The organism is Rhizobium sp. BK376 (genome assembly GCF_004341625.1).
Taxonomy (GTDB): Bacteria; Pseudomonadota; Alphaproteobacteria; order Rhizobiales; family Rhizobiaceae; genus Rhizobium.
Genome location: NZ_SLZG01000025.1, coordinates 1 through 15081, shown reverse-complemented (window position 1 = coordinate 15081; position 15081 = coordinate 1). Strand labels below are relative to the sequence as shown.

The window sequence follows — 15081 nt, the reverse complement described above, 5'->3', positions numbered from 1 at the left end:
GATGGGCGCTTTACTCGAACTCCTATCTGCTCGGGGCCGCTGCGCTACAACCTGATATTGAGCAATGCAGTCAAAGCCTCAAGATCTCATGACCGCGGATCCTCAAGAAGCAGGCCGGTGATCACGCCAGCCGCCCCCCAAACCGCCGCATTTTGACCCTTTACGGGGCTCCTCAAATCAACGTTGCGGCCGAAGCTGTCCATCAACCAGTCAACAAACTCGGCCTTCAACTCCGCAAAATCATCATCGTAAATCTCTGCAAAAAAACCCCCAAGGACAATTGCGGCCGGATCATACATCTCGACCAGATTTCCGAGCCCGACCGAGAGATAATGTCCAAGGGTGCGCATCGATTCAGCGGCGTTCTCATCGCCGGCTCTTGAACGCGAACGAATGTCAAGATGAGTGAGAGCCCCAGCAGCTTCTCTTCCCGCGATCCGCAACCTCTCTGTGTACCGCCGCGCCAGGGTATCTCGACCGACGTAGACTTGCCAGCAGCCTTTCTTTCCACACTCGCATTGCGGCCCATCCGGCTGGACCGTGATGTGGCCCACTTCACCGGCGGCGCCGTGCGCGCCCCGCAGGATATGCCCATTGACCATGACCCCTGCCCCGATCCCTGGCCCGCCAGAAAGATAAATGAAATTCTCCAGCGACCCCAGGGGGCCATAAACCTGCTCTCCTATCGCAGCAAGATTCGCTTCGTTGTCTATGGCGATGATCACATTAGGATGGATCAAATCCCGCAACTCGGCCCGGAGTAGTCGCTGGACGTCTTGGCGACGCCATCCGAGATTCGCGGCTACGAGCAACTGCTTCTTCTCGTCCACGACACCCGGAACTGCTAACCCAATGCCAAGCACCGACGATGGCGAGAGACCCAATTCGTTTAGAGCAGCCCGTATAGTATCACCGACAAGCTGGATACTCTCCCCAAAGGTCATCGCACCGAGGACCCGTTCTACCTTGGAAACGATCCTTTCTCTCCCCGAAAGGTCAGAGACGAGAACTTTCACGTGATCGACGTTAATCTCTGCTCCAACGATGACGCCTTTAGCAGGATTTGGAGATAAAAGTTCCTGAGGACGCCCCACGGGGCCGCGATTCGTGCCGCTCATTCGTATCCAGTTCGTTTCAAGCAATTCGTCAGTCAGGTTTGTGACGGTTGCCTTGTTCAAAGCTGTCAACTTAGTAAGCTGTGCTCTTGAGATTGGACCGGAAAGCACAATCTCTTTCAGGATCACTGCAAGGTTCGCCCGACGCATGCCTTCCCGGTCCATTGTCATCTGCCGGGTTTGTCTTCCCTTTCTGATCAAATTGTCCACATTCATTTCCTTGCCGCCCATACGAAGAGGATATCTGCCTCCTACGGCAGCTCCTCCAGCAGGTCGATTCTACATCGCCAGTCGACGTGAGATACCTGATACCGCGATCATCTGCCAGCAGACAACGACGTCATGCGACCTCGGCGAGGCCGAAACAAAATTATCTCCGCCCGCTTGACTTAGTTTATTCAATCAACTTATCTTCGGAATTGCAAGATGGTTTTGCCAGTCAATCCGAGGTAAAGGCGTGAAGATAAGCGCCACGCATTTGTATGCTGACAAAACTTATCGTAACTGGGAGCACTTGAAATGATCAATTATATTCAGACGCGCCGGGCTTGGCTCGGTTTCGCGGCACCTCTATTTGTCTGCGCCGCGTTTGCCTCGGCCCATGGGGAGGAAGCAGGCAATGGACAAGCCCTCGTTAAAGAAAAGTCGGTGGAGACATATGCCGATTTACCATACACGTCCGTCCTTCCTCTTCCGGAAGGGCCAGTGAACATCGAAGGCAAGAAGAAGATCCTCGTTGGATTTTCCCAGACTTGCTTTACGTTTCCTTATCGCGTCGCCATGCTTGAAAGCGTGCTTGCAGAGGCTAAGCGTCATCCCGATGTCGAAATTATTACCACAGATGCCGGGTGCAACCTATCGAAGCAAAGCAACGATATTGACGACCTATTTGCCAAGGGCGTCGATGCACTGATCGTAAGTCCTCTCGAGGCAAACGGATTGTCTAATGCCGTTCGTCGGGTCATGGACGCCGGAAAGCCCGTGATCGCAATCGACCGAGATATTTATGGTCCCAAAACTCTGTTCATCAGCCAAGACAACATCTCACTTGCCAAGGCAGAAGCCGAGCAGATGATCAGTGACATCGGGGGCAAGGGCAAGATAGCGGAAATTACGGGCCTATCGGGAACTTCCGTAGCAATTGACCGGGGCAAAGGTCTTGCGGAAGCTCTTAAGGAGCATCCGGACGTACAGCTTGTGGCCCGCGGCGACGGAGAATGGGAACGAGAGAAGACGGCCTCGGTGACGGACGATTTTATATCACGGTTTCCGGACCTGAACGCGATCTTCACTCATGGCGAGGACATGGGTTGGGCTGCTGCCCGATCGGTCGCTCGTGCTGGAAAATGTAAGCAGATCGGTGTTTACACCATCGACGCCTCACGGGCCGGCATGCAGTCGGTCGCCGACGGCCAGCTTGCAGGCAATATCGGCTACTCCGCACTGATCGGCGACATTGGCCTTCGCGCGGCGATCTATGCCCTTCGCGGCCAGGAATTCCCGAATGCTGAGAAATATGACCAGCCAGGTCTGAGACTGCGCCTTCCAAACGGCGATCCTGTGACCAAGTCGAACGCGAACGAAGCAATTAAAACGGGCTGGGGCCGTTTCGCACCTCCGTCAAATCCCTGCTGAGGAGTTGCGCAATCATGACTACGGTCATTGAACTGCGCAAAATCTCCAAGGAGTACAGGGGGGTCTATGCCTTGAGCGGCATAGACCTCTCACTCCAAGCCGGCGAGATCCATGCCATCGCCGGCGAGAATGGCGCAGGTAAGAGTACTTTGATCAATATCCTGTCAGGAAGTGTCTCTCCATCATCAGGCGAGCTCTGGCTCCATGACGGCCGCGTCGATTCCTTCGGTCCACGCGAAGCGCTAAGCAAGGGCATAAGCGTGGTCCACCAGGAGTTGACGGCGTGCCCGAGTGTTTCGGTCACTGAAAACGTATTGCTGGGACAGCTTCCCAGCCGGTTCGGCGTTGTGAACTGGCGCGAGGCCAGAAAGCAAGCAAGAGAGGCGCTCGCCCGTCTTAAGATTAATCTCGACGTGGACACGCTCGTCTCCGACCTGTCCCTCGGTCAGAGACAGCTCCTCGAAATCGCTCGGGCTGTGTTCAGGAATGCCAAGATCCTCGTTCTTGACGAGCCATCGGCGATGCTGGGCAAACATGACATTGAGGTCGTTCATCAGACCGTGATGCGTCTGAAGGCCGAAGGTGTCACGGTGGTCTACATCACCCACCATCTTGATGAAGTCTTTAAACTGGCGGACAGGGTAACCGTTCTGCGAGACGGTCGCTGTGTTGGAACATGGCCGACGAAGGAGATGACCGAGCAGCAACTCATCAAGCATATGACGGGCCGAGATGTTGTTCAGACAATTCGCGATGCGAGTACCCCCGGCGCCACAGCGCTGAAAGTGGCGGCTTTGAGCGGCAGGATGTTCGAGAATGTAAGTTTCGAATTGAAGGCAGGCGAGGTGCTCGGGATAGCCGGCGTCGTTGGTTCGGGCAGAAGTGAGCTTGTGCGGGCTGTAGCCGGGTTTGAGAAGCGGATCAGCGGCGATGTGCTATTCTCCAATCAGCTTGTGCGCTCTGGCGACCACAAACACGCACGGAGACTCGGAATGGCGTTCCTTTCGGAGGACCGCAAGACCGACGGACTTCTTCTCGACCGCAGCATCCGAGAGAACGTCTCGCTGGCGGGGATGTTCGGACGGTCACCCATGTCCTGGATCACCCGCGCAAAGGAGAAAGTTCTCGCGATTGAAGCCCTCAAGCCGCTCAAGACGCGATACCAGGACGTCGACCAGCCAGTTCGGGAGCTTTCGGGCGGCAATCAGCAAAAGGTCCTCTTGGCGCGCTGGCTCATTACGAAGCCGAAACTCCTCATTCTTGATGAACCGACACGGGGTGTCGATGTAGGGGCCCGGTCTGACATCTACAAAATCATCCATCAACTCGCCTCGGACGGCGTGGCAGTCCTAGTTGTGTCTAGCGAGATCAATGAGCTGATTCTGATTTGCGACCGCGTGATGGTCATGCGGAAAGGAAGAAGCAGGGCCATGTTGCATCGCCCGCAGATCTCAGAGGACACCATCAGCAGATATGCACTTTCCGAAGACGTGGAGGACAAACCCCTTGCAAACTCAATCTGAAGAACTGCCGGTCGCCAAGAGGCGCTGGCGCGTAAAGGTACCGAAAGGGTCCGTTGTCGGTCTGATAGCACTTCTGCTGTTTTCCTCGCTCGCGTCGGCGCAGTTCCTGACCGAACCCAACCTGCTCAATGTTTCACGCCAAATTGCGATTGTCGGCGTGCTCGCGGTTGGCATGACATTCGTTGTCCTCACATCGGGAATCGATCTGTCGGTCGGTTCCATGATGGCGGTAGTTGCGGTCATCATCGCGCATGTCACCAAGGACTATGGCGCCGCAGCCGGCATTGTCGCAGCAATCTTGTCGGGAGCGTTGCTGGGCGGTGTCAATGGCGTGGGAGTGGCATTTGGACGGATCCAGCCGTTTATCATGACGCTTGGAACGCTTGCAGCCGCGCGCGGATTAGCGTTGATTTTGAGCGGCGGCGAAGCCATTCCGATCGACGCAGACTTTCTGTATGAGCTCGGTAACCGCAAGACGCTGGGTGTCCCAAATCCGACCGTTGTCTTTCTTATCCTGGCCGTCGTTGCCCACTTCATCCTTCGCAACACCGTCTTTGGCCGAGGCGTCTACGCGATCGGATCGAGCGAAGAAGCCGCGCGTCTCAGCGGCATCAACGTCCGCTTCACCAAGCTCGCAGTCTATGTCATTTCGGGTGTTTGCGCAGCGCTCGCAGGCGTCTTGTACGCGTCCCAACTTGGCGTTGGAAGCGGTACTGCAGGCGACGGCTCGGAACTGGACGCGATCGCGGCAACCGTCGTAGGGGGGACTAGCCTTTTCGGCGGACAGGGGACGATTGCCGGCACGTTCGTCGGAGCGGCCATCCTTGGCGTACTCGCAAATATCCTTAATCTCACGGGGGTCGACCCCTTCCTTCAACGCATCGCCAGAGGCGTGCTGATAGTCATTGCGGTACTGCTGCAGGGCCTGGGTCAGCGCAGAAAATAGGTGAAACATGACCATTAATCCTGATCGAGTCCTCCGAGATCTCGAGGAACTTGCCCAATTGACCGGCAATGGTGGCGGGGCGCAGCGATTGTGCTGGACGCCAACCTGGGAGAACGCGCGCATATGGCTGCGCGATAAGGCAGGCCAAGTCGGAATGCAGTCCGACAATGATGAAGCAGGAAATCAGTGGCTTACACTCACGGGCGAAAGCGAGGAAGCCATAGTTGTCGGAAGCCACCTCGATTCGGTAAGTGACGGCGGCAAATACGACGGAGCACTGGGTGTGTTGGCCGGACTTGAGATCGGAAGAGCGCTCGCTGAGACTGGAAAAAGGCAGAGCAAGACGTTTAGGGTAGTGAGTTTTGCAGATGAAGAAGGGGTTCAGTTCGGCCGAAGTCTGATCGGTTCTGGCGCGGTTGCAAATACACTACGTCTTGAGGACATTCGAAAGCTGCGATCACTCAAGGGCGAGAGTGTCGAAGAACTGATCAATGCCTACGGTGCCTCGATTGAAAAGTTTGAGCGCACGGGACGGTGGCTCAAGAATGCGCGAGCCTATGTCGAGTTACATATAGAGCAAGGGCCGGTTCTAGAGCGTCTCGGCAAGCCCCTTGCCGCAGTCAGCGGAACCTATGGTGCTGACCGATACCAGGCCACGTTCAGTGGGCGGTTGGATCACATTGCGGCAAGCCCGATGATCGGCCGCAAGGACGCACTTGTCGCAGCGGCCAGAGTGATCACTCTTGTCCGTGATACGGCACTGCGCTTGGGGGGGGTGGGAAGCGTCGGGCGGTGCGAAGTTACCCCCAATTTCACAACGACAGTGGCGGAAGGCTCCTCCATCATCATCGAGCACGGGCACGACGATCTAGAAGTACTGCAAAGGACAGGTCGCATAGTCAGAAACGCGATACGGCAGATCGCGGCCGAAGAAGGTGTCGATGTCCGGCTTGACGATCTTTGGTCGACGCCACCCGTCAGGTTTGATCCCCATCTGGTATCGATTTTCGAAGAAGTGGTTGGGAACGAGCAAGGCAAGAGCATAACAATCCCAAGTGGACCACTCCACGACGCCGCCGAAGTGGCCGCGGCAGGTATCCCCACGGCTATGCTTTTTGTCAGAAGCCGCGATGGGATCTCTCATTCGCCTGCGGAATTTACGGACGACGACGACATTCGCCAGGCCGTGGTCGCGCTCAACTCGGTGGTCGAGCGCCTGCTCTAGAAGCCATACGTCAATTGATTTTTCGCTCTTCCGGTTCCCGCCGGACGAGGTTGGACATTGCTGCCGAAAGACGGCGCGAATGCCGTTTGTACGTAGCTACGGCTGCGCTTCGAAAAACGCCAACCCGGCGCTCTTAAGATTGCGCCGGGTCAAGTCAGCGGTCGATCAACTTATTTGACGACGTATCCAACGTGCCGCTCCGGTTTTCGCGAGAAGGGCGGCTGCACCATATCAAAAAAATGGAGGGGCAAATGCCCGTCGAACTGAGACATCTCGAATTGCCAGATTTCGGAACACCCACGATAAGACCGGAGATTGCAAAGACCGTTTACGAAGACCGCTTTCATCGATTTTTGACTGCAGTCTGGGCTCGCGGTTTCGATGCGGTGGCCGTTTACGGCGACAGAGAGCATTGCGCCAATATCGCCTATCTCACTGGCTTTGACCCACGCTTCGAGGAAGCGCTGCTTATCGTTGCGAAGGGAAAAAAGCCGGTGCTCTTGACGGGCATAGAGAACCAGGGTGTGGCCCGTAAGTCCGCAATCGAAGCTGAGGTAGTCGTTTATAAGCCCTTCGGTCTGCTCGGTCAGGATCGGACGGACACCAAGTTCCTTCCGGACTATTTGGCAGAAGCTGGGTTGGAGACCGGCTCAAGAATTGCTGCGGTCGGTTGGAAATATTTTACGCAGAAGGAGCATCCCAAGCCTTCGACTTGTCTAGACATACCTTCCTATATTGCCGATGCTCTCCGTGGTTTTGGCCCTGTCGGTAATGCGGCCGATGTCCTCATGGATTCGAGTACTGGCCTTCGAACTCATATTGAGGTCGACGAGATTGCTCAATTTGAGTTCGCGGCAACCCATGGCTCCGAGGCTGTCCGTCGCCTTCTGCGGAACGTCAAGCCCGGCATCACCGAGCTTGAGGCGAGCCAATTACTCGCACCGATCGGCTTGCCTCTCAGCGCACATACACTGCTGACATCGGGCGAGTCCGTGGCGGACGGATTGAGAAGCCCTTCCAGCAAAACGATCCAACGTGGCGACCCGTTTCTGATTGCATTCTCATATGTTGGTGCACTCACAGCGCGTGCCGGCTTCGTTGCGGAAGGTCCAGACGACCTGGATGACAACATTCGAGATTACGTACAGCGTCTTGCAGCTCCCTATTTCGAGACAGTGTGTGATTGGTATTCGACTGTCGGAATCGGCGTCGAGGGTGGCCGCCTTGATGCGCTGGTGCGTGAACGCCTCGGCGATCCCTTCTTCAACGTCCTCCTGAATCCGGGACATCTACTTCACCTTGAGGAGTGGATAAATTCGCCAGTGTATCCGAACAGCGTGGAGACTCTTCACAGTCATTCGGCGCTTCAAATGGACATTATTCCCGCGACAGGATCAGCCTATCAAACGGCGAACGCGGAGGACGGCATTGTGCTTTTGGATGAACGCGGGCGGGCTGAGATTCGGGAAAAATATCCCGATTGCTGGGACAGGATGAGGGCTCGAAGAGAGTTCATGGTCGAGTATCTAGGCATCAGCTTGAGAGAGGAGGTGATGCCGATGAGTAATCTTTGCGGATATCTGACGCCGTTCATACTCGCGCGCAACCTCGCGTTCGTCAGAACATAAGCTTCGCGGTTATCAGGGACGCTCGAGTACATCGGGCGCCCCCATCAAATGTCTAACAAAGGGGAACTCAAGTGATCAGAAGATTACTCGAAGTGGTTGCCGCAGCAGCTTCCTTCTTGCTCGCTGCGGCCGGAACGCAAGCCCATGATCCTGCGAGGGGCGGAACGCTGAATGTCGGCGTCGTTTCCGACCCGGTGACGCTCGACCCCGCGCTCATGGCGTCTTACTTCGAATAATACGAGCAATATCTGATATACGAACCTTCATTGAGGCTATCTCCAGATCTGAAAATGGTCACTGGAATTGCCAGCTAGCTGTTCCTCTTGCGGGGGTGCCAACATGGGTCATTGCGGCTTCACCGCGCTACCTGGCGAAGGATGGCAAGCCGACCGACCGATCAGAATTAGCTGATCATTTCGGATTCAGATTAGACTGGGCGACGCCCCAGTTATCGATAGGAACTCGGGGCAGCGCGCCGGAAGATGAAAGCTAAGACTCCGGCCTGATTTCGATCAATGATACCCCGATGACGATAAGTGCCGTCAAGGCTGCCTTGGGACTTACCTATTTTTCCCAAAGCTCGCATCAAAGACGAAATCTCTAGCGGCGCATTATGCGTTATATTGCCGGACGATGTACTATTGCAATTCGCGTCACGATCATCCCGCGCTCACGCACTGCCTTGCTTGATTGCTTCCGGCGGATCGCTGGCGAGAGCAGCGACGAGGACGAAAAGCATCTGGAACTAGATGATGCGTGACTGGCTTCGCCAAAGATCAACCCCGCCCTCTGTGGCGAGCCGATCTATCGCAGTAAGTTCTTCGGCGGAAAAAGCAACATTCTTCAATGCATCAAGCGAGTCATCGAGTTGTTCAACATTCCTTGCGCCGATCAATGCAGACGTCACCAACGAAGACCGCAATGTCCAGCCGATAGCCATCTGAGCAAGTGTTTGACCGCGTTTTTTTGCGATCTCGTTTAGGCCACGTACCTTTTCGATTACGTCTCCGCTCAGGAGATTTTCACCAAAAGATGTAGAACGCGTAACGCGAGCGTTTGCCGGTATACCATCCAGATACTTTGAAGTCAGAAGCCCTTGAGCTAAGGGAGAGAACGCGATGCAGCCGACGCCAAGGCCGTCAAGTACTGCCAATAACTTGTCCTCGATCCATCTGTTGAGCATTGAGTAAGATGGCTGGTGGATGAGCAGTGTGATGCCTTCGCTTTTCAGGCTTTCAAACGCTGCGCGAGTGCGCTCGGGGCTATAGGAAGATATGCCGACATAGAGTGCTTTTCCCTGTCTGACGATCTGAGCGAGAGCTGCCACTGTTTCCTCCAGTGGGACATCTTCTGACGGCCGGTGTGAGTAAAATATGTCTACGTATTCAATGCCCATGCGATCGAGACTTTGTTCCAGCGAGGCAATCAAGTGCTTCCGCGATCCGCCAGATCCGTAAGGTCCGCCCCACATATCATAGCCGGCCTTTGTCGAAATGAGCAGTTCGTCACGATGTGAGCGAAGATCCAGGTTGAGGATTTTGCCGAAGTTCTCCTCTGCCGAACCATAGGGAGGACCATAATTGTTCGCCAGGTCAAAGTGGGTGACACCACGATCAAATGCTCGACGAATGACTGCTCTTCCTGTCTCGAAAACGTCCGTTCCGCCGAAATTTTGCCAAAGGCCAAGGGAAATAGGAGAGAGCTTTAGCCCGGAAGTTCCGCACCTTCTATACTCGGTTCCTTGATAGCGATCTGGCGCAGGAATGTACATTTGAACCTCCAGTTCTGTTTCGTGGTCAAACTATTAGTGATGCCCAAACCCGTTCAATTTAACCGAATTCATAACGACGATGATTGGGTGGCTTGTCTTGCCTTCGTATCGACTAAACTCTCGCGTCGTGAACTGCCGACTGGCGCACTCCGAGTCGCTCTTAATCGGACTGTACTCGACCGCGTAATGTAGTGATTGGACTATGCATATGCTGCAATGTCATCTCCATCGCCCCGTCTTGACTGCAAGAGCAATCGGTAGATGTTCAGGTGGTGGCATGCGTTCTTCTGTCGCGGGAGAGCAGGACTAGAGCGACCAGCGTGACCACGTAAGGAATCGTGTTTGTCAACTGGTAGGGCACCCCGAACGAGCTCAGCCGCAGTCCCAGTGCGTCGGTGAGACCGAAAAGGAGCGCCGCGGCCGCGGCCCCTAGGGGATTGTCACGCGCCAGCATGATCGCCACAAGAGCAATCCATCCTCGCCCTGCCGTCATGTCTTCGGAGAACAAGGTGACCGCGCCCAAAGAGAGCTGCGCTCCCGCCAGGCCCACAAGTGCTCCAGTTAGGACGACCACGAGGAGCTGAAATCTCATTACATTTATTCCAAGGGTCGTTGCAGCGGCAGTATTCTGGCCGACACCTCTGATGCGAAGCCCTGCGGCGGTTTTGAACAGAACCACGGTGCAGACGATGAGCAGCACCCACGCCAGGTAGGTCAGCGAAGTCTGGTTGCTGAAGGCCCGGCCGTATGATCCTAGAGCCTCGAGGAAGGGCAGCCTGATTTTGGAAAGCGGCGCGATCCGAGGCGAGGTGAATGTCCCACTTACACCGAATATGCTGCGCAGTAGAAAGGCGGTCAGCCCCGACGCCAGCAGATTCATTCCCACGCAGATGACGACTGGGTTGCCTCGCAGATAGGTGGCTCCGCCGCCCAGGATGATGGAGAAGGCCATCGTAGCGACCATCGCAAGAGCGACGCCGCCCAGCTGGCTTCCGGTCACATAGGATCCGAAGACCGCGGCGAAGGCGCCGACGAGCATCTGCCCTTCCAGCGCCATATTGAAGACGCCTGCACGGGAGCAAAGGAGTCCGGCAAGAGCCGCGAGAAGCAACGGCGTCGCGGCCTGAATTGCGGAGAACACAAGAAATGGTGAGATGATGTCAGTCATGGGATTCGTGCTTTCCGGGTTTCAGGGTGAGGACGAGCACGACTGCGGCCTGCATCATCGTCGTGAACACTCTCGGGACGCCGGTAGCGCGCTGCATGGCGAAACCGCCGGTCTGCAGAGCGGAAAAGAATAGCGCCGTAACGATTGAAAGAAGCGGATGCCCGTTACCGACCAGTGCAGCCATCAGTCCTGAGTAGGTATAGCCAGGCGTCAGAAGCGCGCCGTCGATGAAACGGTAGAAACTTCCCAGTACAAGTACGCCACCGACCAGACCTGCGATCGCTCCGCCGGCCGCCATGAGCTGAAGGGTCTGCGCTTCTGTGTTCACGCCCGAATAGAGAGCAAACTTGCTGTTCCTGCCCTGCACCTGAACATGCATTCCGAAGACGGTGAAGCGGTCGATGACGACGACGGCGACACAGATCAACAAGATGAGGATCGCTCCCGCGTTGACCGATCCGCCGAGGAGGCCGAGACGAACTGCTTCAGGCACCTGGACGGTCTGAGCCAGACCAGACCCGACATCGGCCAGCGGTGTGGTCACTAGGTAAGAGGCGACGCCGACAATGGGATAGCTAAGGAGAAGACTTGAGATCAGCAGCGGAATCCGAAACTTTGTCTCCCCCAATGCCGCGACCAGCGCCACTAGCCCTCCGGCAACGATAGCGGCGAGGACTGCGAGCGCCGTCGTAAGAGCGCCCATCTGAGGACCGTAGATCGCGACGAGTGCTGCGACCAGGCCACCGGCGACGAGCTGCCCGTCGCCTCCAAGATTGATGATGCCCGCACGAAGTGGAATGGCAGCCGCCAAGGTCATTCCGACGAGGGGCACGGCCCAGTTGATGGTGTCGCTGAGGCTCTCCGGCGCCAGGCTGCCGTGGATTAAGGACGCCATCGCGACGAACGGGTTCGTGCCCGATCCAGCAAGGATGGCCAGAGCAAGTACCGTTCCAAATACCAGCGCTGCGAGCGCGGCCATCCAACGGTTTCCGAAAACACTAGCGAGCATTTTCGCTTCTCCCTTTTTCCTTGGCGCCAGCCATGTAGAAACCAATCTCGCGTTCATCGGTCCTGCGGGGATCCAACTCGGCGACGAACTTGCCCTCGTACATGACAAGGATCCGATCGCTGAGTGCCAAGATTTCAGGAAGCTCGGATGAGATAAGCAGGATGGCCTTGCCGTTCGTCCGCTCGTCCAGAAGGACGCGGTGTATGTACTCGATCGCGCCGACATCGACGCCTCTGGTCGGCTGCTCCACGACGAGGACCGGAGAGCCGTAGTCCAATTCCCGCGCGACGATCAGCTTTTGAAGATTTCCGCCCGAGAGATTGCCGACCTTCGTCGTGGGTCCCGCAATGGCGACGCTGAAGGCGGAGATCAGTCTCTTGGCCTTTTCACGTAGTGCTGCACGGTCGACGATCCCACGTCGGCTTTGCGGCGCCTTTTCGAGGCTGCCCATGCCGACGTTGATGTCCGCTCCCATGTTCCAGACCGAACCGACGTCGTGACGGTCTTCTGGAATGAACGACAGACCAGTCAGACGGCGCTGTTTCACGGACAGCGCAGTGATGTCCGTGCCGTTGATCCGGATCCTCCCGCTCGCCATCTCTCCGATGCCGGTTATCGCGTTTGCCAATTCCGTCTGCCCATTTCCGGCGACGCCAGCGATGCCGACGATTTCTCCCGAACGCACCGTGAGCGAAAGACCGTCCACCAATGGCTTGGAACTGGGGCCGACGGTCAGCCCTTCAACCACGAGCGCATCATCGCCCAAGTTGGCCGACGGCCGATCGAGATGCTTGCTTACCTCGCGGCCAGTCATTGCGGTGACAATCTCGTCAGCGGTCGTTTCCCTGACGAGCGAACGTTCGGTCACCACGCCCTTTCGCAGGACCGTCACCCGGTCGCACACCGTCATGACTTCGTTAAGTTTGTGAGTGACGAAAACGAGGGCCTTGCCATTGTCGGCGAGCGAACGCATCGTCGCGAGCAGACCGTCTCGCTCTGAGGGCGAGAGAACCGCCGTCGGCTCGTCGAGTATCAGAATGTCAGCGTTCCTGTAGAGCGCTTTGAGAATCTCGACCCGCTGCTGCATTCCAATCGGAAGCTTGCCGACGGTGGCATCTGGGTCAATTGGCAAATTGTGTTGCCTTGCAAGTTCGAGGACCCGTTGACGGGCCTGCCGCCTTGCGATCAGCCCCATGCTGGTCGGCTCCGAACCGAAAGTGATATTCTCCCAAACGGTGAGCGACATGAATAGCTTGAATGACTGATGAACCATGCCGATGCCTGCTGCGATGGCATCCAGCGGAGACGAGAACGACACGTCCTTGCCCTTCAGCTTGATCGTCCCACCTGTCGGCTTTATGAGGCCGAAAAGCATTCCCATCAGCGTGGACTTGCCCGCGCCGTTTTCGCCCATGACTGCATGGACTTCGCCTGCGATGATATCGAGGTTAATGTCCTTGTTGACGACGAGGGCGCCGTATTTCTTGTTAATTCCAACCGCCTGGAGAGCGCACTGCATTCCCGTGTCTCCTCGAATAGTGCGAGTGTCCGCTGCTATCGGTCGTCGGCGCGGATAGAACCGCGCGACAAGACCATGCGGAAACGGAACCGCCAAGATTGGTTGCCGGCTCCGATGACGTCAAGACGATCAGACCGCGGATGCGGTCTTGTCCGCGCTCATGAGTGCGTTCATGAACATCTCGTGATAGCGATCGGTGTCGGCGTCCACAACGATCCGGGCGCCGCCATCCTTCGACGTGTCGGGCTCCGAAAGCGCACGAAGCTTCCGACGGTCAACGACGAGCATCGAGCGGGTGAGTTCACCCTTCGTTTCTACATCCACCGGTAGGTGATGAACCTTTTTGATCAAGGTCGGATCCATCACGAGCGCGAGAAGCAGGCCGACGTGTCCCGCGCATGCCCGGATGCCATAGATCGTCTCATAATAGTCGATGTAGTACGGGAGGACCTTGACCAGATGCTGCACGCCAGGATGCCTGACGCTTTTCATCTTCTCGACATCTTCGTCCGAAATTCGAGCATTCATCGATACGTCTAGCGTCAGGATCGTGAGAGGAAGCTTTGACGTGCAGACGATCTTGGCAGCTTCCGCGTCGCCGTCGACGTTCGCCTCGGCAACAGGACTGGTGTTGCCGGAGGCAGTGATCGCGCCGCCCAGCCAGTAGATCTGGCCGACCATGCGCATCAGTTCCGGGTCGATACGGGTCGCGATCGCGATGTTTGTCAAACGGCCCATTGCGACGATTGTGAGCTCGTCACCATACTTGCGGATCTGCTCAAGCATCCAAATCGCAGCGTAGCCGGGCGTGATTTCGCTCTCGCGATCCTGCTTGCCAAGCGGCCCGCGACCATACTGGCCGTGGACGTGGGCCGCCGGACCGCAGCCCGAAATCAGGGGATCGGTAGCTCCCTTCACGACCGGAATCTTCTTGCCCATCAGCTCGATGATTTCAAGGGCGTGATACGCGCAGTCGATCATTTCGGCGTTGCCAAACGCACTGGTGACACCGATGATTTCGATGTCGTCGGAGAGCATGCCGTGGACGAAGGCCATGGCATCGTCGAGTCCGGTGTCAGAATCGATCAAGACTTTCTTTTTCATGGATATCCTCATTCTCTTTGGATTGGGTCGGTGCGATCGCTACGATCAGACGTAGCGGTTGACGATGTTTTCCAGCAGTTCCTGCTTGCCGGACTTCGGCTGCGGGTTGATGTCCCTGCTTTCGACCCAGTGGGCGATCTCGTCGAGCGAGTATTCGCCACGCAGCAGCTTTTGGCTTTCGGCGGAATCCCAGCCGGCGTAGCGGTCTGCAAGCGGCTGCGACAGGGCCTTGTCTTCGATCATCTTGGCAGCAGCCTTCAGGCCGCGGGCGCAGCAATCCATGCCGCCGATGTGGCCGATCAAGAGATCTGCCGGGTCGAGCGACTGGCGACGCAGCTTCGAATCGAAGTTGGTGCCGCCGTTCTTGAAGCCGCCGCCTGCCAGAACGTGGTAGTAAGCCAGCGCCATTTCCGGAACGTTGTTCGGGAACTGGTCGGT

General features: G+C 56.6%; 12 protein-coding genes and 1 pseudogene. 6 read left to right on the top strand and 7 right to left on the bottom strand.

Features of this window, described 5'->3' with window-relative positions:
- Positions 1-86: 86 nt before the first annotated feature.
- Positions 87-1346, bottom strand: a complete 1260-nt coding sequence (locus tag EV561_RS30950; RefSeq protein ID WP_132527732.1) for an ROK family protein — start codon at positions 1344-1346, stop codon at positions 87-89.
- Positions 1347-1634: 288 nt separating this feature from the next.
- Here EV561_RS30950 and EV561_RS30945 point away from each other — a divergent pair, with 288 nt between their 5' ends.
- The 6 genes from EV561_RS30945 to EV561_RS37390 all read left to right on the top strand — a co-directional run bounded on the left by EV561_RS30945 (position 1635) and on the right by EV561_RS37390 (position 8308).
- Positions 1635-2750, top strand: coding sequence for a substrate-binding domain-containing protein (locus EV561_RS30945; protein WP_132527730.1), 1116 nt, complete (start codon positions 1635-1637; stop codon positions 2748-2750).
- 14 nt (positions 2751-2764) lie between these two features.
- Positions 2765-4273: a sugar ABC transporter ATP-binding protein gene (locus EV561_RS30940; RefSeq protein ID WP_132527728.1), complete on the top strand. Its 1509-nt coding sequence runs from the start codon at positions 2765-2767 to the stop codon at positions 4271-4273.
- Positions 4257-5219, top strand: a complete 963-nt coding sequence (locus tag EV561_RS30935; protein ID WP_245513110.1) for an ABC transporter permease — start codon at positions 4257-4259, stop codon at positions 5217-5219. The genes EV561_RS30940 and EV561_RS30935 overlap by 17 nt, the downstream gene beginning before the upstream one ends.
- A gap of 7 nt (positions 5220-5226) precedes the next feature.
- Positions 5227-6444: a Zn-dependent hydrolase gene (locus EV561_RS30930; protein WP_132527724.1), complete on the top strand. Its 1218-nt coding sequence runs from the start codon at positions 5227-5229 to the stop codon at positions 6442-6444.
- A gap of 251 nt (positions 6445-6695) precedes the next feature.
- Positions 6696-8072 carry an aminopeptidase P family N-terminal domain-containing protein gene (locus tag EV561_RS30925; RefSeq protein ID WP_132527722.1) on the top strand — a complete coding sequence of 459 codons (1377 nt, stop codon included), beginning with the start codon at positions 6696-6698 and terminating at the stop codon, positions 8070-8072.
- Between the two features lie 71 nt (positions 8073-8143).
- Complete coding sequence (locus EV561_RS37390; protein ID WP_165927981.1) at positions 8144-8308, top strand: hypothetical protein; 165 nt, start codon at positions 8144-8146, stop codon at positions 8306-8308.
- Positions 8309-8817: 509 nt separating this feature from the next.
- Here EV561_RS37390 and mgrA read toward each other — a convergent pair.
- The 6 genes and pseudogenes from mgrA to EV561_RS30895 form a co-directional block, all read right to left on the bottom strand.
- Complete coding sequence (gene mgrA, locus EV561_RS30920) at positions 8818-9843, bottom strand: L-glyceraldehyde 3-phosphate reductase (RefSeq protein WP_132527720.1); 1026 nt, start codon at positions 9841-9843, stop codon at positions 8818-8820.
- Positions 9844-10108: 265 nt separating this feature from the next.
- Positions 10109-11011 (bottom strand): ABC transporter permease, encoded by a 903-nt coding sequence (locus EV561_RS30915; RefSeq protein ID WP_132527718.1) that lies wholly within the window; start codon positions 11009-11011, stop codon positions 10109-10111.
- Positions 11004-11990, bottom strand: coding sequence for an ABC transporter permease (locus EV561_RS30910; RefSeq protein WP_165927980.1), 987 nt, complete (start codon positions 11988-11990; stop codon positions 11004-11006). Before EV561_RS30910 ends, EV561_RS30915 begins: the two co-directional genes overlap by 8 nt.
- Positions 11991-12009: 19 nt before the next feature.
- Positions 12010-13539 (bottom strand): ABC transporter ATP-binding protein, encoded by a 1530-nt coding sequence (locus EV561_RS30905; protein ID WP_132527714.1) that lies wholly within the window; start codon positions 13537-13539, stop codon positions 12010-12012.
- A gap of 129 nt (positions 13540-13668) precedes the next feature.
- Complete coding sequence (locus tag EV561_RS30900) at positions 13669-14643, bottom strand: nucleoside hydrolase (protein WP_165927979.1); 975 nt, start codon at positions 14641-14643, stop codon at positions 13669-13671.
- Positions 14644-14688: 45 nt separating this feature from the next.
- Positions 14689-15081: pseudogene (locus EV561_RS30895) on the bottom strand (xylose isomerase); the annotation flags it as partial.

Excerpts from the sequence above, each read along its gene's own strand:
- EV561_RS30950 (WP_132527732.1), bottom strand. The coding sequence starts at position 1,346 with ATGGGCGGCAAGGAAATGAATGTGGACAATTTGATCAGAAAGGGAAGA.
- EV561_RS30945 (WP_132527730.1), top strand. The coding sequence starts at position 1,635 with ATGATCAATTATATTCAGACGCGCCGGGCTTGGCTCGGTTTCGCGGCA.
- EV561_RS30940 (WP_132527728.1), top strand. The coding sequence starts at position 2,765 with ATGACTACGGTCATTGAACTGCGCAAAATCTCCAAGGAGTACAGGGGG.
- EV561_RS30930 (WP_132527724.1), top strand. The coding sequence starts at position 5,227 with ATGACCATTAATCCTGATCGAGTCCTCCGAGATCTCGAGGAACTTGCC.
- EV561_RS30925 (WP_132527722.1), top strand. The coding sequence starts at position 6,696 with ATGCCCGTCGAACTGAGACATCTCGAATTGCCAGATTTCGGAACACCC.
- mgrA (WP_132527720.1), bottom strand. The coding sequence starts at position 9,843 with ATGTACATTCCTGCGCCAGATCGCTATCAAGGAACCGAGTATAGAAGG.
- EV561_RS30915 (WP_132527718.1), bottom strand. The coding sequence starts at position 11,011 with ATGACTGACATCATCTCACCATTTCTTGTGTTCTCCGCAATTCAGGCC.
- EV561_RS30910 (WP_165927980.1), bottom strand. The coding sequence starts at position 11,990 with ATGGCCGCGCTCGCAGCGCTGGTATTTGGAACGGTACTTGCTCTGGCC.
- EV561_RS30905 (WP_132527714.1), bottom strand. The coding sequence starts at position 13,539 with ATGCAGTGCGCTCTCCAGGCGGTTGGAATTAACAAGAAATACGGCGCC.
- EV561_RS30900 (WP_165927979.1), bottom strand. The coding sequence starts at position 14,643 with ATGAAAAAGAAAGTCTTGATCGATTCTGACACCGGACTCGACGATGCC.